The organism is Streptococcus sp. S1 (assembly GCF_034137685.1).
Lineage (GTDB): Bacteria > Bacillota > Bacilli > Lactobacillales > Streptococcaceae > Streptococcus > Streptococcus dentalis.
Genome location: NZ_CP139418.1, coordinates 1,854,557 through 1,873,913 on the forward strand (window position 1 = coordinate 1,854,557; position 19,357 = coordinate 1,873,913).

Here is a 19,357-nt window from a genome sequence, read left to right on the forward strand (position 1 = left end):
ATGCTATTTGATTATTCACGTGAGCCTCATTCTGATATTGCTTTTGTGGATATGAAAAGTTTTTATGCCAGTTGTGAATGTGTCCGTCTAGGGCTCAATCCCTTGACGACTTCTCTTTGCGTCATGAGTCGAAGCGACAATTCTGCTGGCCTGATTTTGGCGAGCTCTCCCGTTTTCAAACAAGTCTTTGGCAAGAAAAATGTCAGCCGTAGCTACGACCTACCTTTTGACATCAAAACCAGAAAATTTAATAGCTACGTCGCTAAAAAGCAAGGATTGCCCACAGATCCAGCCTTTATTGCATCCATTGAATCCTGGGCCAAGAGGACCCTGATTGTACCTCCTCGGATGAATGCCTATATTCAGGTCAATATGGAAATTCAGAAGGTCTTTCAGGAATTTGCGGCACCAGATGATATTTTTCCTTACTCGATTGACGAAGGCTTTATCGATCTGACTTCTTCCTTAAATTATTTTATTCCAGATCCCTCCCTCTCTCGAAAGGAAAAACTGGATCTCCTTTCTGCCAGAATCCAAAAAAGGATCTGGCAGGAAACTGGAATCTACTCTACCATCGGCCTCAGCAATGCCAATCCCCTTCTTGCCAAGCTAGCCTTGGACAATGAAGCTAAGCATTGCCGAAATATGCGCTCCAATTGGTCTTATGAAGATGTAGAAAGTAAGGTCTGGAAACTGCCCCAGCTTACTGATTTTTGGGGCATTGGACGTCGCACTGAAAAACGATTGCAAAAGATCGGGATCACGTCTATTGCCGAACTGGCTCAAACTCACCCCGATCTCTTAAAGAAAGAATTTGGAGTCATGGGCCTTCAACTGTGGTTCCATGCTCATGGCATTGATGAAAGCAATGTCCACAAGCCTTATCATCCGAAGTCACGAGGTATTGGTAACTCTCAAATCTTGCCCTATGACTACCATCTACAAACCGACATTGAACTGGTATTTCGGGAGATGGCTGAACAGGTGGCTATTCGCTTGCGACGGAAAAAAAAGAAGACCCAACTGGTCTCCATTCATGCCTCCTACTCCAAAATCGAGGGGCTTCCGTCCATTCACTGCCAGCAAAAGATTGAGCCTACCCAATCCACCAAGGTTTTATCCGATACGGTTCTGCGGCTCTTTCGCTCCAAGTACGAAGGAGGCGCCATTCGGCAGATTGGTGTTTTTTATGGAGAACTTGTCGAGGAGTCTCTTCAACTCCTTTCTCTCTTCGATGACCCAGTAGACTTGGAAAAAGAGGAGAAACTCCAGCAGACCATTGACCGCATTCGGGATCAATTTGGCTTTACCTCTCTTCAGAAAGGCTCCTCATTACTAAAAAACTCACGCGCCATTGCACGCAGTAAACTAACAGGCGGACATTCCGCAGGAGGCTTAGATGGATTAACATGATCGACCGTTCTTATCTCCCTTATCAATCCGCCCGCGAATTTCAAGATCGTGGCATGGCCAAATGGGCTGGCTTCTTTTTATCCGAGCACACAACTGCCCTGCATACAAAAGAAATTGACCGCAGTCAGCTCACAATTCTTCCACTTGCTGAACAGATCCAGCTCCTGGAGCAGGCCTTTCAACAACAAACGACGATTTCGATCACAACTCTAGAGGGGAATCAATTTGCAACCTACACAGCTTCGATTCACACCTTATCTGCTTCTGAGGTTCTTCTCAAAAGCGATGGCCACTATCACCGTCTCCTCGTAGACTCTATCATTTTTATTGAATCTGAGGAAACATCCTATGAAACCTATTCAGACTAAACACGAATTACAATTTGATTATTTTTCGGAGAATTACCACCAATTTGAGATAGAGTTTTACAAGTGGGCAGCTACTTCTACACCGCTCGTCTTTTTAGAAGATGATATTCTCCACTCCATGGCAGCAGGCCAGCGAAATTACTTTCGTCTTCACCACACCAAAAGTCGGGATCATCGAGACCATTATTTCTATTTTAAAGTTTCCACACTCTCCCAATCACCCCTGACCCGTATTTACGCTTATACAGGACATCACTTACAAAAGATAGATCCTCATCAGACAGAGAAAAAGGATAGCTTGATCTAAGAAGCTATCCTTTTTCTTGATTTATGGGATTCACTACAGTCCTTACGAGTGATTAGAATCCATCTACGTTTGTGTAGATTTTTTGTACGTCTTCGTCATCTTCAAGAACGCTGTAAAGTTTTTCAAATGTTTCCAAATCTTCACCTGACAACTCAACTTCTGATTGAGGAATCATTTCCAATTCTGTTACTTGGAATTCTTCGACACCTGATTCACGCAAAGCAACGATTGCTTTGTGAAGATCAGTTGGAGCAGTGTAGACGGTGATCGTTCCTTCTTCTGCTTCGACATCATCTACATCCACATCTGCTTCAAGCAAAAGTTCAAAGATTGCATCGGCATCATCACCAGCAAAGACGATAACACCCTTGTTGTCAAAGAGGTAAGATACAGAACCGGACGCTCCCATGTTCCCACCGTTTTTACCAAAAGCAGCACGGACATTGGCAGCTGTACGGTTAACGTTTGAAGTCAAAGTATCAACAATCAACATCGAACCATTTGGTCCGAACCCTTCGTAACGTCCTTCTGTAAAGGTTTCGTCAGTGTTTCCTTTTGCCTTATCGATCGCTTTATCAATAACGTGTTTTGGCACTTGCGCTTGTTTCGCACGGTCAATAACGAATCTCAAAGCAGTATTTAGTTCTGGATCTGGTTCACCCTTTTTAGCAGCTACATAGATCTCCACACCAAATTTGGCATACACTTTTGAGTTGGCACCATCTTTGGCAGTTTTCTTGGCAACAATATTGGCCCATTTACGTCCCATGAGGATTCTCCTTAAATTTTTTCAAATTATTTTCAATCTTTAACATTATATCACAAATCATCAAAGTTAGACTAGATTTTTCTATTTTTAGAAAGGGGATTTTATAGGAATTTTCTTCGAGCTGGAAACTTTAAAGAGCTATCCTAACTATCAAAAAGATCCTCTTTTAAAGACTTAATAATGATCTTTAAAAGAGAGGAAAGCGACACCTGACTCATCTAGCATATAAATCAGGCGATTCTCTGCATCAATCCGTCTTGACCATGCTCCTTGAAAGTCATATTTCAAGGGCTCAGGCTTACCAATCCCAGCAAATGGATCCCTCTGTATCTCTTTGATAAGTCTATTGATTCGCTTCAATGTCTTTTTGTCCTGACTTTGCCAGTAACAATAATCCTTCCAGGCATCTTCTGTAAACTTGAGTAACATCCGTTACCCCTCAATCTCATGGAGTTGAACCTGACCAGCTCGGACTTCTGCCATGCCCCGCAAGACCTTATCTGACAATTCCTTGTTCTGAGCTAGTCTCAGGGTTTCCTGTAGGCTATCCCACTCGCTCTTAGAGATGACCACAATATCTTCGTCTGGATTCTTATTTACAACCGTCAAAGGCTCAAACTCATCATTCACCTTCTTCATATAATCCTTCAAATGATTGCGGAATGTTGAATAAACGACTGCTTCCATGACCATACCTCATTCTACCTCTTTTCTTTTATTATACATGAAAAAGAAAAACTTGTCAGGAACTTGTACAAGTTTTTCCCTCTTCACTTAATTATTCGTAAAAAGTTTCTAAATTTGGTAAAAAAATCTACTGTCTAAAAAGATTTTTTAGACAGTAGATAAACACTGTTTCCGCACATCATCACTTTCTTGCCTTACGTGAATGTGGGCAGAGAGGGTAGGTAAAACCATTTATTCTTCCACTCTCACTGGCACCCGACCCCAGATCTGCTCTGGCAATTGGGGATGGCCTAGTTGATACACCTGATCGGCTTGCTGGGTCAAGTCTTCCCAAGGTTCCTTACCGATTCGAGTCACGATTTCTACTGATTTTTTCAAGCCTTTGAGGTGAGCTTGTCCCTTTGCGGAAAATCCTAAGACATGAATGGCATCGGGAAGAGCTTGATCCATCGCCCCTACCAAGATGTAGGTCAAGATGCGGCGCACACGTGCCTTGGTATAGCGCTTGGTTGCGACTTTCTCCACCAGCTCTTCCACAGAGCTAGCACTTCGAACCGCATCCTTTATCCGATGGGCCAGTTCTTCATTGACTTGAAAAATCTGTGACAGATCTGGATGGGTTAAGATTTGATAACGGAGCAGTTGGTCATAATCCTCCCAAGATACCTGTGGAGCCGACTGAAAGAGTTGGCTATTAGGCATGAATCTAGCGACAAAGTCCTGATCTTCCTTGTGTAAGCGTAGACTAGTGGCAGAAGCATAAACTACCTCTTTTTCTTCCGAATGGTAGCCTGCTCCCTGGCGTTGAATAGGCTTGAGCACAATCCCCTTCCCAGCACAAGCTTTGGCATAGGCCAATCCCAGGATATGATTGGGAGTATCTCCTGTGAACTCCACTCCAGCAAAGGTTTCCCACATTTTTTGGGTCTTTTGTGGATAGGATAAATCTTCTGGAAGACTTCGCAGGAAAGCTTCCATTTCCGCTTCTTTCTCCGAATAAACAGTCGCAATCGCTTGGTAATCTAAGACCGCTTCTGTCCCAAAGGTCAATTGGTCGATTCCCAGACGGGATAAGATTTCTAACGCTCCCTTGGCAAAATGATCAGCCGACTGAACAGCCACGAGAAAGGGGAGCTCGACCACTAGATCCGCTCCATTTTCCAGAGCCATCTGCGCCCGTGTCCACTTGTCTACAATGGCAGGCTCGCCACGTTGAACAAAATTTCCGGACATGGCCACAATCTTCAGCCCCTCTGCCTGTTCCAGCAGGTACTTGTGTCCATTATGAAAGGGATTAAATTCTGCAATAATTCCTGTAACTGTCATGCTGTCCTACTTCTGTGCTACGAAGAACCAACGTTTGCTGGTCTTTGTTGGCGCCTTATCTTCAAAATCTGCATACAATTTAAAAGATTTAAAGCCAGCCTGCTCCAATAAAATGTCATAGGTTAAAACTTCATAGGTGCGTTCCTCATGAACTTCATCGTGCCGACTAAAGGAACCATCTTCTTCTTGCACAAAGAAGGTCAGCTCATGGACGATCGAGTGAGGGGCTGCATCCTCATAGGTATCCCAGAGCATGGCAAAGTCTTCTGCATTTTCGTGGTAAGAGTAGCCTGGGAATACCTCATCCGTCTGGTAGGTCGAATGGACATCAAAGATAAAGACTCCGTCCTCATTGAGGGCATTATAAACTTCTTTAAAGACGTCTCCTACTTCCACCTCGTCCTGCATGTAGCAGATAGAATCGGAATAGCAGGTCACGAAATCATAAGTGCCTGCTTGCGACAGGTCCAGCATATTGCCCTCGATAAAATCAATCTTCTGCTTGGCTGAAGCAGCTCTTTTTTCAGCAATTTTCAGCATGTCAGCACTCAGGTCTAACCCTGTCACATCAAACCCAGCTTGAGAAAAGCGAACAGACTGAATCCCTGTCCCACAAGCCAGTTCTAGCAATTTTTTCCGGTCCTTGCTTTTAGGGAGATGCCGGAGAGAAAAATCCGTCCACAAATCATACAGACTATCATCCATGACCGCATCGTAGACCGCCGCAAACGTTTCATAAGTCGCCATATTCATGATACCAAGTCCGCCCGTAATCCGATCGAAAATTAGGAGCACGACGATGGAGCTAAGCTCCAAGGAGAGCTATCTATTTTCCGAGGATTACAGGACGGGTTCAAATCCTTTCTAAGATACAAAGAGCGTTAAAAGCAAAGAGAAAATTTTTCTCTTTCTCACAGCTTTTAGCTCGTGTTCAATTATCAAATTAACCAAACACGAGGCCCCATCCTTTCTTTCCATAGAATTTCAATTTAACCAACAAAACTCAGTTGCTACCAACTGAGTTCACCTGCTTATGCTAGGGCCGCTGAAAGATCGACAGCACTTGCTTCATGCCATAGCTTTTCTAGGTTATAGTGGGCACGCATTTCTTCTGAGAAGACATGGACCACCACACTACCTAAGTCAAGAAGGACCCAACCTCCAGCTGAATCACCTTCGACGTGGCTGGCATTGCCACCAGCTTCAACGACCTTCTCGCGAATATTTTCAGCGATAGCTTCCAACTGGCGGCTATTCATAGAGCTTGCGATGACAAAGTAGTCTGTCACGCTAGTCAAGCTTTGAACATCCAAAGCGACAATGTCTTCCGCACGCTTTTCATCTGCTGCTTTGACAACTAGTTCAAGTAGTTCTTTTTCTTTCATGTAATCCTCTTTCCTTAAAAAATTGATTTGTAATCTAAGACATCCGCAAAACGTTCTGCCCAAATATTTTCATAAAATTCATTAAGCGTTTCTGCCGGAATATCCTCTCCATCAAAGGTTGTGACAGCTCCTTCTGGAATGACCAGCTTGTAGCCGTATTCAAACCCCACTTTGACGGATGTATCGACACAATATTCTGTCTGCATACCACACAGGACCAGTTGTTCAATCCCTAGTTGATCCAAGTATTCTTTTAATCCTGTCTCTTTAAATATGCTATTGTATCGCTTCTGAAATACCTTCTCATCTGCCTGCCTCTTCAACAGGGGCGATAATTGCCAATCTTCTGAAGTTAAAGCCTCTGGCGTTTCAATATGCTGCATGTAGATAATTTCAATCTGCTCTTTTCTAGCCTGATCTTGCAAATAAGCAATCTTCTCTAAGAGCTTTTCTGTCTCAAAACCTGTTTCCACGAGGATATTTTGTACATCAATAATGATTAAAGCTGTTTTCACTCATTGCTCCTCTTTCAAATACTTCACAAAGGCATTGTAGGTTTCAAGGGTTTGGGGATAAATGGGCAATCCTTGGTGGGCCAGGTGTTCGACTGTGCGAGCCGTCTCATAGGCCACGGCACGATCCAAGGAGACTTGGGCGATATCACGTGCTTGATCCACTCCCGGGAAGGCCCGGTTGTGCTCAATGTAATCTGCCACATAGACAATCTTGTCTAAGGTTGACATTTGTCCACTCCCCACGGTGTGAATCTCAATACTGCGAAGAATGGCTGAATCTGTCAGTCCGAGGTCTTCTTGGATCTTGTAAATCCCGACCATCCCATGCCAGACATTGTTGCCCCAGTTTTTTAATGCTGGATCCAGCTCATAGCGATCAATCAAGTCCAGAAATTCTTGATCTGATAATTTCTTGGCGTAGTCATGTAAGAGACCTGCTAGGCCAGCCTGCTCTTCGTCAGCCCCATAGCGTTTGGCCAAGTCACGCGCAGCCTTCTCAACCCCTAAACAGTGAGTGAGTCGCTTTTCTGGCAGGATTTGACGCATTTTTTCAAGCAAGACCTCACGAGAAAAGCCTAGATAGTTTTCATAGGTCATTGATACAATCCTTCTTTCTTGATGTAGTCTAAGACTGGTTTTGGCAACATAAAATTCGGCGTCCGGCCTTTGGCCACAAAATCACGCACCATACTAGAGGAGATGTCCATCAGAGGAACATCCACCCAGATCACCGGATAAGAAGTCCCTGCTTTATAGCGTGGTCGCTGTACCCCGACAAATTGCACAATCTCCACCAATTCATCGATGCGGTGCCATTTTGGTAAATAATCCACCATATCTGCACCAATGATAAAGTAATAATCGGTGTCTGGATCCCGTTCATTGAGCAAGAGCATGGTGTCGTAGGTATAGGAAATCCCTTTTCGTTCGAGCTCGATCGTCTCGATTTCCAGACCTTCAATGCCTTCAATGGCTAATTCCAGCATCTTAAGGCGATGATGCTCTGCAATCGTCCCCTTGGCATCGACATGCGGCGGCTCATACTCAGGCATCAAGAGCACCTTATCTAACCCTAATTGTTGGCGCACTTGATCCGCAACGACCAAATGGGCATTGTGGACCGGATTGAAATTTCCACCCAAAATACCAACTTGTTTGCGTTTCTTGTCTTTGATCTCTGGCTCTAACTCTACCTTGGTAAAGGGAGTCAATAGTTCAATTGCCATAGGTTTGCTCTCCTCGATGTCCTAAATTTCTTTTACCTTCGCTGAAATTTTACGATTTTCTTTTTTGCTCGATTGCTTGAACAAGATGAGGATCCGACCAATCTTTTGGACCGTCTCCACACCGATTTCCTCTTCCAAGATTTCTGCTACTTCATGGATATTCTCATCCGTATTTTGAAGAAGGGTCACCTTGATCAGTTCGCGCGCATCTAGCGCTTGGCGCACACTGGTTTTGATTTGGTCATTGAGCCCATTCTTCCCGATTTGGATAATGGGTTTGAGGCTGTGGGCTTGGCTATTGAGGAAAGCCCGTTGTTTAGATGTTAATGTCATGTTTTTACTTCCTTTTTTTGATCGTTATTTTAAGTGGTGGGGACGGCCGGAACTAATTTTTCAAAGATCTCATCTTTGAAAAATGGATTTCCTCACCTCAAAATGGAGCCTTGGTCTCCATTTTGCCCTTGCCAATCTCACGATTGGCAACTACACCACGGCAATAACGATCTCTTTATGAGCTCACTTTGTTCGCTCTTCAGATATATTTTTTCCTATTTTTTTAAATGATAGCTTTGCGGGTAACGACGGCGACGCCTTCTGGTGCCCAGACGGCTACTTTGGCTTCTCCATTGACGCGGATCCAGCCGAGGCCTGAGATGACGAGGTCTGTCTTGTCCTTAATGGTAAACTCATGAGAAACCAAGGGTGGGAACTCTTCTTTTTCTTTGCTATTAGGTGGAGTTAGCAAGCCACCAACATGCTTGTCATAAAAGGCGGTCGCTCCTTCTAGCTTGGTTCGATGAAGCTTGAGTTCGTTATCAAAGAAGGCAGTGAAGCCTTGCTTTTCCCCCTTAATAAAGTCAAAGCGTCCCAAGCCACCCAAGAAGAGGGTTTGCTCTGGATTGAGCTGATAAGTCTTGGGCTTGATTTCCTTTTTAGGGCTGACATACTTGAGGTTTTTCGCCGTCAAGTAATGAGCCATCTGGTGGCGATGGATAATCCCTGGTGTATCATAGATGTAGGATCCATCGTCCAGTGGGATTTCGATCTTGTCCAGTGTCGTCCCTGGGAAGCGAGAGGTCGTGATGATATCCTTGTCTCCAGTGATTTCTTGGATGATTGCATTGATAAGGGTCGATTTCCCAACGTTGGTCACACCCACCACATAGACATCGCGGCCCTTGCGGTACTGTTCAATCTTTTCCATCAAGTCCTTGATAGCACTCTTGTTTTGAGCAGAGGTGAGGACCACATCGACAGGACGCATGCCTTCTTCGTGGGCCCGCTCCATCAACCAATGGGTTACTTTGCTGTCCTTGACAGACTTGGGCAAGATGTCTTTTTTGTTTCCGACCAAGAGGACATCGTTCCCTGCTACAAAGCGTGGTAGGCCAGGGATAACGGATCCATTAAAATCAAAAATATCCACTACATTGACCACGAGAGCATCACTATCTCCTACCTCGTGAAGGAGTTTTAGGAAATCATCATCTGTCAGATGCACATCTGTGATTTCATTATAGTGACGGAGACGAAAACAGCGTTGGCAATAAACTTCTCCTGTTTCCAAGCCCTTTTCAAGAGCTGATTGGGGAGTATAGCCTAGCCCCTCTTTGTTTTCTGTCTGAATGGGGGCTCCACAGCCAATACAGAATAATTCTTCCATTCTCAAATTCCTTTTTTATATACAATTGGACCATATTTTTCGGCCATTTGCTTCATGACACGGCGTTCACGCGCCCGGTTGATCTGGGTCTTGATGGAGTCATGCTCAACCAAAGGCTTGACCAAAATCGAACGAATTCCTGCACGATGGGCAGCTCGGATATCCGTCATTAGTTGATCCCCGACCATTACCACTTCATTTTTCTCATAGCGGAAACGTTTGAGGGCACGATCAATCCCAAAGGTAAAGGGCTTAAGCGACCAGGCTTCATAGTCAATATCAAATTTCTCAACAGCGCGCTTGACCCGTTTAGGACTATTATTAGACACCACGATAACCCGAATCCCTCCATCACGAAGGTCATGCAACCACTGGCGCATCTCAGGAGTTCCATCCGGATTATTCCAAGCAATCAAGGTATTATCCAAATCCACAAGGACCGCCTTGATACCCTGTTTTTTCAAGTCTGCAACGGTGAGATCATAGGCTGCTTCCACCGCAAAATCTGGTTTGTAATTTTCGATTGACACGTTTTTCTCCATTTTTTATACTCCTTTCATTGTAGCATAAAAAGGCCCATTTTGCACCCGCTTCACGACTAAAACAGCTACAGACTCCAATCAGGTCGCTTTCACTACTCAAAAAATAGACAAAATCCTTACAAAGTTCCAAAAACATGGTATAGTAGAAGAAAAAGAATTCGGAATTTTTTATGAAACAAACAAGCTTAAAAGAGGTCTCACCTCTTCTCCAGCGTATCATCAATTGGTCATCCATCATTGGGGCCTTCGCAACCCTTGCATTCTGCATCTGGGCCTACTTTTCTGGCATCCTTCAATCCAAGGAAACTCTGTCTGCCTTTATTTTGCAAGCAGGTATTTTTGGACCACCTCTCTTTATCTTTCTTCAGATCCTTCAGACAGTGGTCCCTATTATTCCTGGCGCCCTGACATCTGTCGCTGGTGTCTTTATCTATGGCCACATCATTGGGACCATCTACAACTACATCGGGATCGTGATTGGCTGTGCCATTATCTTCCACCTTGCGAGAATGTACGGGCCTAAATTCGTCCAATCCATGGTCAGTCAGAAGACCTATGACAAGTACATTGGCTGGCTCAATGAAGGCAAGCGGTTCGATCGCTTCTTTATCTTCATGATGATCTGGCCAGTTAGTCCTGCCGACTTCATCTGTATGCTGGCAGGTCTGACCAATATGACCTTCAAACGCTACATGACTATCATCATCCTCTGCAAACCCATCACCCTCGTCATCTACACCTATGGTCTGACCTATATCATCGATTATTTCTGGAAAATGGTCTAAAGCATAACACCACCCCTAAGACTAGGAGGTGGTGTTTTTGTAGTCCTATGAATAGTTTCTTACTCTCTATTTCGCAACCCAACCAATCGCATCTGCAGGAGGATTGTCCACATCAATCCAGATGAAGTCAATGCCGATTTCACCGTTTTTGAATTTGGAAAGACGGATACCATTGATTTCTAGTTGAGACAGTTTCTTACCCGTTAAGATCTCTCTATCTTTTAGTTGAAAGACCCCACGAAGAATCCAATTGCCAAGAATTTCTTGCTTATCAGTTGATTGAATGGCCTTCCCAGCTTCTTGGTTGATATAGGCAGTAATCACATCACCTGATGATAGAAATCGTAGCTTAAAGGTCCGTTCTTCTTTTGGGAGCACAAGTTTACTTGTACCTGGCTCAAACCTTCCAATATCTTTACCAAAAAAGTCTGGACGCTCCTCATGAAAATGTTTGGAGTCTGGAAGAGGAATATACACTTCACTGACTGGACGATACACCAGCTGTTCAATTTCTTTGATTAGTTTTTCATTCCCCGTCTCGTGTACAAAGCGAATCAAGTCCTCGCGAATAGATTTCATCTGGGCTTTTTCTTCCTTGGTAGACCATTTTTTCAAGAGGATTTCTTCTAAAGAAAAGGTCACAAAAGCTAGTTCTTCTGGAGCGAGGCTATCTTTAAATTTGTCCTGAATCTTTAAAATCCGTGGCAAGCGATCCTTTTTGGCCAACTTTGATCCACCATTAAAAGCATTAAAGCCAGAATTTTCTTCTACATTTCCATGCTTGTCTGTGATCACCCACGACACCGTCTCAAGAATCTCTGAATCACTTTTTTCTGAGGTCAATAAGTGAAGGTGTTCAAAGAGATAAAAGGGATCTTCGACATAATTCACATCCCAAGTATCAACCACAATCTCCTTATTCCTAAAGGTCATATGGAGCTGACTATCTGCGGCCGTGTACTTGTAGTCATGATGACCATCTGTGAAACGGAAATTTGTCGGATTGTTCTTAGTCGTTGAGCCTAGAATTTTGAGATTATCTAGGTCAACCGGCAGATAAGTCGTCTCTCCTACATGGATCTGAGGCTTGTGTCCTTTCGAAGTCGGCATCAAGACATGATAGACGGCTTCCACATGACTAGCATCAGAATGAAATCCCTTAATGAGAGCTTTAGATGATTCAATCCGTTGATTTCGCAAGGTCGCAATCTCCCTAGCCATTTTCTCATAGCGAGCTCTATTTTCTTTATCAGCTGTTTCTTTGTCCGGCGAAATATCAGCATGAAATCGAATTTCACTCAACAGCTCGTTCCAAGACTGTGAATCTTTCTTGAATTGAGCAATTTTTTGATCCCCTGAATCCAAACCAAAGGATTTAATCCCAACTAAATACTTATGTTGCTCATCAACGACCAGCGAAGCATCATAAGAGGTGTTGGCAATATCCTCACCAACAGCATGAAAAGCCTTCTGAAAAACAGTCTCTTGGAATTTTGAATTGACTATCGGAGCAACGTAGTTTTCTCGATCATTAGAATCTTCGGCTTCTGCCTTTTGAGAAAAAGCTTCACTCAGACTAGCAAAATTGGTAATGAGCGTCTTATATTTCTCTTTTTGTTCTTGTTTTAAGTGTTCCCACATCTATTCATCCTCACTTCTTATTTAAGTATATCAAAAGAAGACTAGATTTTCACCAGTCCTCTTACTTATATAATTCGTTAAATAATGCTGTAAAACTCCAAATTGCCACGTTTTTTTACCAATCTGAAATAATCTTCATCTGATAAAATGGCAAGACCATCCTCATAAGAGGCAATCTTCTTCTCTGCTTCCTCATAAGTGGAGACAAAATCTTTCACATAAGACTGGCCTTCAAACTGGCCATTCATCTTGGTATAGATAATCGCGAATTTTCCGGAGCGATCCAGTTGAGACGCCCCATTGCTCTCATTAAGGGCAAAAGCAATCCGCTCTGCAATACGTTTAATCACAGGGACAACCACACTATTTCCAGCTTGTTTATAGAGTTGACCATTGGAAACCCCTTCAGGCAACTTAAAGGTCTTTGGATAACCTTGTACATTAAAGGTTTCTTTCGGTGTTAACTTACGAATCTCCCCACTATCCGTTAAGATCAGAGGGACATTGTGCCCACCTGTTCCCATATTGGCCGTTAAGGTCGGAACAACGCCACTTTTATTCTCACGAACGTATTGACGACGCCACTGGTAGACCGTATCTTGACTGGTCACATTGGCCTTGAGATCAGCATAGAAATTTTGCTTGCCTTCTCGATAATAGTAGGCTTCATCTGGCTTGGCACCAAAATCAATAACATCACTCAAAGTCGTTGTCAGCTTTATTTCCTCTGGGAATTCAAACAAGTCATAGGCTTCTTTTGTATCAAAACCAACAATGTAGATCCGTTCACGGTTTTGTGGGATATTTCCATAGTCTTTCCCGTTGAGGACCTTCCACTTGATAAAGTAGTTATTCTCAGTCAAGGCCTCACGAATAACTTTGAAGGTATTCCCATGGTCATGACCGACCATGTTTTTGACGTTTTCGATGAAGATAGCGCGAGGTTTGCGCCCCTCAATCATACGAAGCAATTCGAAGAAAAGATCGCCACGATCATCATCAAACCCCTTGCGATACCCCGCAATACTAAAGGCCTGACAAGGAAATCCTCCCATAATCACATCCACACGCTCAGCAGGAATTTCTTCCGGCTGTACCGCATGAATATCACGACTATCCAAATACGTATTTGGATAATTTAAACGATAAGTCTGACGCGCATACTTATCAAATTCATTGGCATACACCACTCTGAACTCGTTGGTCTGTTCAAAGCCCAACTCAATTCCCCCAACACCTGAGAAGAAGGCTGCAATGTTGTACTTCTCAGAGCGGTTCGAACTTACAGAATTTGTCATGTAGTAACCTGCTTTCTAAAAATATTGACTTTTATCAGACTAAAAATATATATTGCAAAATAAAAAATTCAAATGACGAAGTCACATTAAATATCGTAATTATAAATAATTAACTCACTTGCTGGAACTCTACAAGATCCATTTCTATTAATTTTTCTAGGAACATTAATTTGCTTTATTTTAAATATACTATCATCACTATATAAATCTAATATTTCGTCAGTAAATGAATTAGATACTAGAAATCTAATCCCTCTTTTATGAAGCTTAATACAAATATCTCTTAACTCCTTTTGTTTTTCAATTGGGAATCCTAATTCTGTGTATCCCGTGAATGAAGAGGAATTAAGTGGTAAATAGGGTGGATCAAAATATACAAAACTTCCTTTCCTTAGATGCTTTAGTGCCAACTTATAATCTCCCGTCATCATTTTTAAATCAGCTGTATTGAAGTAATAAGAAATACCGTTAATCATTTCTTCATTTATTATCTGGGGATTCTTATGTCTACCATAGGGCGTATTGAATTGACCCAGTTGATTTACTCTAAAAAGGCCATTGTAACATGTCTTGTTTAAGTAAATAATTCGAGAAGCTCTTTCTACATCTGTTAATTCACTAAAAGATTCCAACCTGTCTAATTCTCGAATATTGTAAAAATAATCTTTAGAATTATTATTTTTGTGATTATAAAGATTATCAATGAGAGCCTGAGGATTTTCCTTAACAACTTTATAAACATTCATTAATTCTGAATTGTAATCATTAATAATCGCACGCTTAGGCTGTAGATCAAATAATAAGGCACCTCCACCTAAAAAAGGTTCAACATAAACAGTAATATCAGTAGGTAAATGCTCTCTGATTACATCTAGTAACTGTCTTTTCCCTCCTGCCCATTTTAAAATAGGTTTTAATCGAGTTGTTCCCATCACTAAAATACCTCATCAGAATAAAAAAATGAATTAAGTCTATCTAAAAGCCAACTTTTATTCATTCTTTCTCTATCTATATTTTGAGAAAGGTCACATTTCATTTTTCCTTCTGGATAATTAATACTGTGATACGAGATAAATTCTTTAGTTAAATCCATAAGGTTTTTCTGTCCATGTTTGCTAGATAAAAACCTAACAAATTCTTGCTGTTTTGCAGAAAAATCTTCAGAAGTCTTCTTTAATGTTTCAACCAGTAAATTTTCATCAAATACCATATCTTCAATTTCTTTACCACTATCAATACTATAAACTTCAATTTCAAAATTTCTAAATTTACTTTTTTCGCTATTAATCTTTTTCTTTGCTTTCTCCCCTGCTGGATCACCATCTAACAAGATAAATATCTTTCTATGTACCTGACTTACTTTATCTAAATACACTAGAATTGATACTACTGATTCTGCTCCACTTCCGACAAAATTAAAATCTAAATCATTTTCATCGTTCTTATATTTTTCATATCGTATTTGCGGTCGATATGGTTTTGACTCTAAAATATATTCAATATAATTTTTATCCGTCTTTCCTTCACATATTATAATTTCTCTGTGGTCATCTACTTCATCTAATAAACCATAATTTTTTAATACTTGATTTTTAATTTCATTAGTAAACTTGCTAACTACAGAATTTTTCACAATATCAAAATCATTCTTACTTCGTTGATATGATTGCTTCCTTTTACTCTGCTGAATGTTATAAAATCTAAAGATAGGATTATTCACTTCTTTTAAAAATTCTCGTGAATGAGTAGTTATGAATAACTGTGATTTATTGTTTTCATTATTCACTAGTTCTAAAATAGAATCTTTTAAACCTGTTGTTAAAAGTGGGTATAGAAAGGCCTCAGGTTCATCTAATAGAATTATTTTATTATGTGTCTGAAAAATCTCATTTAGTAAAAAGAATGTTAACAAAATGACAGATGTTCTTTGTACCCCTGCTCCTTTAGCATCAATAATCTGAGCGTAATCATCATCTAACTTCAAAGAAATATTTTTCAGGAGAAATTCTGTAATTTTTGCTTGATCATCAATTACTAATTTCGGTTTTATTTCAATATGGTTTTCTCTGAATAATTAAACTCATTATCTAAATCTGATTCAATGTCATTAATATGTTCTTTAAAAGTACCTAGTAACAAATCATACTGTCTTTCAAACTCTTCTACAGTTTGTTTAATTTTTTTATGCTTTTTCTTAAAATACTGTAGTACCATATCGTTTAACAAAGAAAATGCCTGACTAGACAAGTCTTGGTCTGTTGTACTTAGATACACACATTTAAATTTGGCGTTTAGATATTTTTTTATTTTGCTACTCGAGTTTAATTTTGCATGTTTTGAATTCGTCTTGTAAAGTTCCGACTCTTCTTTATTAAGGTTGCAATAAATTTGATACTTACTTTCTTTACCAGTTTCTAATTCATCATCAATAAAGTCTACGGTAATAACAGGATCTTTACTAGCACCTTTAGTAATTTCCTTAATAGCATTTCTATCAATACTTGGATTGTAGGACTTAGGATTAAAAAATAAATTAATAGCTCTTAAAACATTCGTTTTCCCAACATTATTTCGACCTGCAAAAATATTTAAAACATCAAGGTCGTCAATTGTATTCTCTTCATTGGTAAATGACCTAAAATTACTAATTTTTAATCGGGAAATCTTTATCATATCTGACTCCTGTTATAATTGTTTTCATCGGTAATTATAACATATATCAACTAAAAAAGCAGTTCTGATATTAGACTAATTTATCAGAATCTGCTTAAGGTTTATTTATTTCACCAACTTCTTCATCTCATCAATCCGTGCTACGGTCGCATCGTACTTCGCTTGGTAGTCGGCTTGTTTGTCGCGTTCTTTTTGGACGACTTCTGGTTTGGCATTGGCTACGAAGCGTTCGTTAGAGAGCTTCTTACCGACCATATCCAGTTCTTTTTGCCATTTGGCTAATTCTTTTTCAAGACGAGCCAATTCTTCTTCGACATTGAGAAGGTCAGCGAGTGGCAAGTAGATTTCTGCACCTGTGATGATGCTTGACATAACTAAATCAGGTACCTCTACATCTGCTGCAATTTCCAGGTGTTCTGGGTTTGTGAAGCGTTTGATGTAGTTGACGTTATCATTGAAGAAGGCATCGAGCTTGCTGTCGCTTGTCTTAATCAAGATAGTGATTGATTTGCTTGGCGCTACGTTCACTTCTGCACGTGAGTTACGAACAGAGCGAATCACATCTTTAAGAGCTTCAACGCCGGCTGCTGCTTCTTCGTTTTCAAACTCTGGACGAACCACTGGGTATTCCGCAGTCACGATCGTTCCTTCAGAGATTTGGCCATAGATTTCTTCAGTCACAAATGGCATGATTGGATGAAGGAGACGCAAGATTTGATCCAAGGTGTAAAGAAGGACAGAACGAGTGATGACTTTTTCGGCCTCATTATCGCTATAAAGCACTTCCTTAGTCAACTCAACATACCAGTCCGCAAACTCATCCCAGATGAAGTTGTAGAGGATGTGACCAGCCACACCGAATTCAAACTTGTCAAAGTTTTCAGTGACCTTACCGATCGTTTCGTTGAGGTTGTGGAGAATCCAGCGGTCTGTCACGTTACCTGCTTGACCAGCAGCCACTTTGGCTACATTTTCACGTGCCGCATCCAAGGTCAACCCTTCATTGTTCATGAGGATGTAACGAGAGATGTTCCAAATCTTGTTAATGAAGTTCCATGACGCATCCATTTTCTCGTAAGAGAAACGCACGTCTTGACCTGGTGCGGAACCGTTTGAAAGGAACCAACGAAGGGCATCGGCACCGTATTTCTCGATAACATCCATTGGGTCGATACCGTTACCAAGAGATTTCGACATCTTGCGTCCTTGCTCGTCACGAATGAGACCGTGGATAAGGACATTTTGGAATGGCTGACGACCTGTGAATTCCAATGATTGGAAGATCATACGAGACACCCAGAAGAAGATGATATCGTAACCTGTTACCAAGGTTGAAGTTGGGAAGTAACGTTTGAAGTCTTCTGAGTCGACATCCGGCCAGCCCATAGTTGAGAATGGCCAAAGGGCTGAACTAAACCAAGTATCCAAGACATCTTCGTCTTGTTTCCATCCGTCACCTTCTGGCGCTTCTTCGCCAACGTACATTTCACCCTCAGCATTGTACCAAGCTGGGATTTGGTGACCCCACCAGAGCTGACGAGAGATCACCCAGTCGTGGACATTTTCCATCCATTGAAGGAAGGTATCGTTGAAACGAGGTGGGTAAAATTCAACCTTATCATCTGTGTCTTGGTTGGCAATGGCATTTTTCGCCAATTGATCCATCTTCACAAACCATTGTGTAGACAAACGTGGCTCAACCATAACCCCTGTACGCTCTGAGTGACCAACTGAGTGGGTCATCTTCTCAATCTTAACAAGGGCACCAATTTCTTCTAACTTCTTGATAACAGCCTTACGAGCTTCAAAGCGATCCATACCGTTGAATTCGCCAGCCAATTCATTCATGGTGCCATCATCGTTCATGACGTTCACTTGCGGAAGATTATGACGTTGACCAACCAAGAAGTCGTTAGGGTCATGGGCAGGAGTGATTTTCACCACACCAGTACCAAATTCAGGGTCTGCGTGTTCGTCCCCTACGATTGGGATTGGCTTGTTCAAGATTGGCAAGATAACATTTTTACCAATCAAGTCTTTATAACGGTCGTCATTTGGGTTAACCGCTACGGCAGTATCCCCAAACATAGTCTCCGGACGAGTTGTCGCTACTTCGAGGGCACGGGAACCGTCTTCCAACATGTAGTTCATGTGGTAGAAGGCACCTTCAACATCCTTGTGAATAACCTCGATATCAGAAAGGGCAGTACGGGCTTTCGGATCCCAGTTGATGATAAATTCACCACGGTAGATCCAGCCCTTCTTATAAAGCTCTACAAAGACCTTACGAACGGCTTTTGACAACCCTTCATCAAGGGTGAAACGCTCACGAGAGTAGTCTACAGAGAGCCCCATCTTGCCCCATTGTTCCTTGATAGTCGTCGCATATTCGTCTTTCCATTCCCAAACCTTATCGAGGAATTTCTCACGACCGAGGTCATAACGAGAGATGCCGTCCTCAGCCAAACGCGCTTCTACTTTAGCTTGAGTGGCAATCCCAGCGTGGTCCATCCCTGGAAGCCAAAGCGTATCGAAACCTTGCATACGTTTTTGACGGATGATGATATCTTGCAAAGTTGTATCCCAAGCGTGACCAAGGTGAAGTTTCCCAGTTACGTTTGGTGGTGGAATAACGATGGAATAAGGCTTAGCCTTTTTATCGCCAGAAGGCTTGAAAACATCTTCGTCAAGCCATTTTTGGTAACGACCAGCCTCAACCTCGGCTGGATTGTATTTAGGTGAAAGTTCTTTAGACATGT

22 protein-coding genes are annotated in these 19,357 nt (G+C 41.8%); 4 read left to right on the forward strand and 18 right to left on the reverse strand.

The genetic code is table 11. The annotated features are described in order from the left end of the window. Genes SM121_RS09060 through SM121_RS09070 form a run of 3 tightly spaced genes read left to right on the forward strand, consistent with a single transcriptional unit; the run spans nucleotide 1 to nucleotide 2,088 of the window. Nucleotides 1-1,413, forward strand: a complete 1,413-nt coding sequence (locus SM121_RS09060; protein ID WP_320910884.1) for a Y-family DNA polymerase — start codon at nucleotides 1-3, stop codon at nucleotides 1,411-1,413. Beyond that, nucleotides 1,410-1,781: a hypothetical protein gene (locus SM121_RS09065; protein WP_155125466.1), complete on the forward strand. Its 372-nt coding sequence runs from the start codon at nucleotides 1,410-1,412 to the stop codon at nucleotides 1,779-1,781. Before SM121_RS09060 ends, SM121_RS09065 begins: the two co-directional genes overlap by 4 nt. Next, nucleotides 1,762-2,088 carry a DUF5960 family protein gene (locus SM121_RS09070; protein WP_037606622.1) on the forward strand — a complete coding sequence of 109 codons (327 nt, stop codon included), beginning with the start codon at nucleotides 1,762-1,764 and terminating at the stop codon, nucleotides 2,086-2,088. The genes SM121_RS09065 and SM121_RS09070 overlap by 20 nt, the downstream gene beginning before the upstream one ends. Nucleotides 2,089-2,140: 52 nt before the next feature. Here the strand turns inward: SM121_RS09070 and SM121_RS09075 are convergent, their stop codons facing one another. The 12 genes from SM121_RS09075 to SM121_RS09130 form a co-directional block, all read right to left on the reverse strand. Beyond that, nucleotides 2,141-2,857: a YebC/PmpR family DNA-binding transcriptional regulator gene (locus SM121_RS09075; RefSeq protein WP_003005873.1), complete on the reverse strand. Its 717-nt coding sequence runs from the start codon at nucleotides 2,855-2,857 to the stop codon at nucleotides 2,141-2,143. A gap of 174 nt (nucleotides 2,858-3,031) precedes the next feature. Beyond that, nucleotides 3,032-3,286 (reverse strand): Txe/YoeB family addiction module toxin, encoded by a 255-nt coding sequence (locus SM121_RS09080; RefSeq protein WP_155125464.1) that lies wholly within the window; start codon nucleotides 3,284-3,286, stop codon nucleotides 3,032-3,034. 3 nt (nucleotides 3,287-3,289) lie between these two features. Next, entirely contained in the window at nucleotides 3,290-3,544 is a 255-nt protein-coding gene (locus tag SM121_RS09085) for a type II toxin-antitoxin system Phd/YefM family antitoxin (protein WP_003014291.1), read from the reverse strand. 231 nt (nucleotides 3,545-3,775) lie between these two features. Next, the gene (locus tag SM121_RS09090; protein WP_320910885.1) at nucleotides 3,776-4,870 is read right to left on the reverse strand and encodes a nucleotidyltransferase; all 1,095 of its coding nucleotides are present in this window, start codon (nucleotides 4,868-4,870) and stop codon (nucleotides 3,776-3,778) included. 6 nt (nucleotides 4,871-4,876) lie between these two features. Then, on the reverse strand, nucleotides 4,877-5,617 hold the full coding sequence (locus tag SM121_RS09095) for a class I SAM-dependent DNA methyltransferase (RefSeq protein WP_320911329.1): 741 nt from the start codon (nucleotides 5,615-5,617) through the stop codon (nucleotides 4,877-4,879). Between the two features lie 284 nt (nucleotides 5,618-5,901). Next, the gene (gene rsfS, locus SM121_RS09100) at nucleotides 5,902-6,255 is read right to left on the reverse strand and encodes a ribosome silencing factor (RefSeq protein ID WP_003005865.1); all 354 of its coding nucleotides are present in this window, start codon (nucleotides 6,253-6,255) and stop codon (nucleotides 5,902-5,904) included. Between the two features lie 14 nt (nucleotides 6,256-6,269). Next, on the reverse strand, nucleotides 6,270-6,770 hold the full coding sequence (locus SM121_RS09105) for a cysteine hydrolase family protein (RefSeq protein ID WP_320910886.1): 501 nt from the start codon (nucleotides 6,768-6,770) through the stop codon (nucleotides 6,270-6,272). Continuing rightward, nucleotides 6,771-7,367 (reverse strand): bis(5'-nucleosyl)-tetraphosphatase (symmetrical) YqeK, encoded by a 597-nt coding sequence (gene yqeK, locus SM121_RS09110; RefSeq protein WP_155125456.1) that lies wholly within the window; start codon nucleotides 7,365-7,367, stop codon nucleotides 6,771-6,773. Beyond that, nucleotides 7,364-7,996: a nicotinate-nucleotide adenylyltransferase gene (locus SM121_RS09115; protein WP_003012335.1), complete on the reverse strand. Its 633-nt coding sequence runs from the start codon at nucleotides 7,994-7,996 to the stop codon at nucleotides 7,364-7,366. The genes yqeK and SM121_RS09115 overlap by 4 nt, the downstream gene beginning before the upstream one ends. A 21-nt stretch (nucleotides 7,997-8,017) precedes the next feature. After that, on the reverse strand, nucleotides 8,018-8,329 hold the full coding sequence (gene yhbY, locus SM121_RS09120; protein ID WP_003005853.1) for a ribosome assembly RNA-binding protein YhbY: 312 nt from the start codon (nucleotides 8,327-8,329) through the stop codon (nucleotides 8,018-8,020). A 223-nt stretch (nucleotides 8,330-8,552) separates the two neighbouring features. After that, nucleotides 8,553-9,659, reverse strand: coding sequence for a ribosome biogenesis GTPase YqeH (yqeH, locus tag SM121_RS09125; protein WP_049472983.1), 1,107 nt, complete (start codon nucleotides 9,657-9,659; stop codon nucleotides 8,553-8,555). Nucleotides 9,660-9,661: 2 nt separating this feature from the next. Continuing rightward, complete coding sequence (locus SM121_RS09130; protein WP_320911330.1) at nucleotides 9,662-10,189, reverse strand: YqeG family HAD IIIA-type phosphatase; 528 nt, start codon at nucleotides 10,187-10,189, stop codon at nucleotides 9,662-9,664. A 182-nt stretch (nucleotides 10,190-10,371) separates the two neighbouring features. Between SM121_RS09130 and SM121_RS09135 the strand changes: the two genes are divergently transcribed. Further along, the gene (locus SM121_RS09135; protein WP_320910887.1) at nucleotides 10,372-10,986 is read left to right on the forward strand and encodes a TVP38/TMEM64 family protein; all 615 of its coding nucleotides are present in this window, start codon (nucleotides 10,372-10,374) and stop codon (nucleotides 10,984-10,986) included. Nucleotides 10,987-11,052: 66 nt separating this feature from the next. Here SM121_RS09135 and SM121_RS09140 read toward each other — a convergent pair whose 3' ends face one another. The 6 genes from SM121_RS09140 to SM121_RS09165 all read right to left on the reverse strand — a co-directional run bounded on the left by SM121_RS09140 (nucleotide 11,053) and on the right by SM121_RS09165 (nucleotide 19,355). Further along, nucleotides 11,053-12,627 (reverse strand): hypothetical protein, encoded by a 1,575-nt coding sequence (locus SM121_RS09140; RefSeq protein WP_320910888.1) that lies wholly within the window; start codon nucleotides 12,625-12,627, stop codon nucleotides 11,053-11,055. 77 nt (nucleotides 12,628-12,704) lie between these two features. Then, a complete protein-coding gene (dcm, locus tag SM121_RS09145) occupies nucleotides 12,705-13,925 on the reverse strand; it encodes a DNA cytosine methyltransferase (protein ID WP_155125446.1) in 1,221 nt (406 codons plus the stop codon). Nucleotides 13,926-14,011: 86 nt separating this feature from the next. Next, the gene (locus SM121_RS09150; protein WP_155125444.1) at nucleotides 14,012-14,857 is read right to left on the reverse strand and encodes a DNA adenine methylase; all 846 of its coding nucleotides are present in this window, start codon (nucleotides 14,855-14,857) and stop codon (nucleotides 14,012-14,014) included. 2 nt (nucleotides 14,858-14,859) lie between these two features. Further along, entirely contained in the window at nucleotides 14,860-15,909 is a 1,050-nt protein-coding gene (locus SM121_RS09155) for an AAA family ATPase (protein WP_407073052.1), read from the reverse strand. Between the two features lie 62 nt (nucleotides 15,910-15,971). Beyond that, the gene (locus SM121_RS09160; protein ID WP_320910889.1) at nucleotides 15,972-16,598 is read right to left on the reverse strand and encodes an AAA family ATPase; all 627 of its coding nucleotides are present in this window, start codon (nucleotides 16,596-16,598) and stop codon (nucleotides 15,972-15,974) included. Between the two features lie 105 nt (nucleotides 16,599-16,703). Next, a complete protein-coding gene (locus SM121_RS09165; protein ID WP_155125440.1) occupies nucleotides 16,704-19,355 on the reverse strand; it encodes a valine--tRNA ligase in 2,652 nt (883 codons plus the stop codon). Nucleotides 19,356-19,357: the final 2 nt, after the last annotated feature.

Bases quoted from the DNA above. Each gene is read 5' to 3' on its own strand.
- SM121_RS09135 (WP_320910887.1), top strand. From the start codon at position 10,372: ATGAAACAAACAAGCTTAAAAGAGGTCTCACCTCTTCTCCAGCGTATC.
- SM121_RS09070 (WP_037606622.1), top strand. From the start codon at position 1,762: ATGAAACCTATTCAGACTAAACACGAATTACAATTTGATTATTTTTCG.
- yqeK (WP_155125456.1), bottom strand. From the start codon at position 7,367: ATGACCTATGAAAACTATCTAGGCTTTTCTCGTGAGGTCTTGCTTGAA.
- SM121_RS09085 (WP_003014291.1), bottom strand. From the start codon at position 3,544: ATGGAAGCAGTCGTTTATTCAACATTCCGCAATCATTTGAAGGATTAT.
- SM121_RS09090 (WP_320910885.1), bottom strand. From the start codon at position 4,870: ATGACAGTTACAGGAATTATTGCAGAATTTAATCCCTTTCATAATGGA.
- yqeH (WP_049472983.1), bottom strand. From the start codon at position 9,659: ATGGAAGAATTATTCTGTATTGGCTGTGGAGCCCCCATTCAGACAGAA.
- SM121_RS09080 (WP_155125464.1), bottom strand. From the start codon at position 3,286: ATGTTACTCAAGTTTACAGAAGATGCCTGGAAGGATTATTGTTACTGG.
- SM121_RS09065 (WP_155125466.1), top strand. From the start codon at position 1,410: ATGATCGACCGTTCTTATCTCCCTTATCAATCCGCCCGCGAATTTCAA.
- SM121_RS09150 (WP_155125444.1), bottom strand. From the start codon at position 14,857: ATGGGAACAACTCGATTAAAACCTATTTTAAAATGGGCAGGAGGGAAA.
- SM121_RS09115 (WP_003012335.1), bottom strand. From the start codon at position 7,996: ATGGCAATTGAACTATTGACTCCCTTTACCAAGGTAGAGTTAGAGCCA.
- SM121_RS09095 (WP_320911329.1), bottom strand. From the start codon at position 5,617: ATGGCGACTTATGAAACGTTTGCGGCGGTCTACGATGCGGTCATGGAT.
- SM121_RS09165 (WP_155125440.1), bottom strand. From the start codon at position 19,355: ATGTCTAAAGAACTTTCACCTAAATACAATCCAGCCGAGGTTGAGGCT.
- rsfS (WP_003005865.1), bottom strand. From the start codon at position 6,255: ATGAAAGAAAAAGAACTACTTGAACTAGTTGTCAAAGCAGCAGATGAA.
- dcm (WP_155125446.1), bottom strand. From the start codon at position 13,925: ATGACAAATTCTGTAAGTTCGAACCGCTCTGAGAAGTACAACATTGCA.
- SM121_RS09075 (WP_003005873.1), bottom strand. From the start codon at position 2,857: ATGGGACGTAAATGGGCCAATATTGTTGCCAAGAAAACTGCCAAAGAT.
- SM121_RS09060 (WP_320910884.1), top strand. From the start codon at position 1: ATGCTATTTGATTATTCACGTGAGCCTCATTCTGATATTGCTTTTGTG.
- SM121_RS09140 (WP_320910888.1), bottom strand. From the start codon at position 12,627: ATGTGGGAACACTTAAAACAAGAACAAAAAGAGAAATATAAGACGCTC.
- yhbY (WP_003005853.1), bottom strand. From the start codon at position 8,329: ATGACATTAACATCTAAACAACGGGCTTTCCTCAATAGCCAAGCCCAC.
- SM121_RS09160 (WP_320910889.1), bottom strand. From the start codon at position 16,598: ATGATAAAGATTTCCCGATTAAAAATTAGTAATTTTAGGTCATTTACC.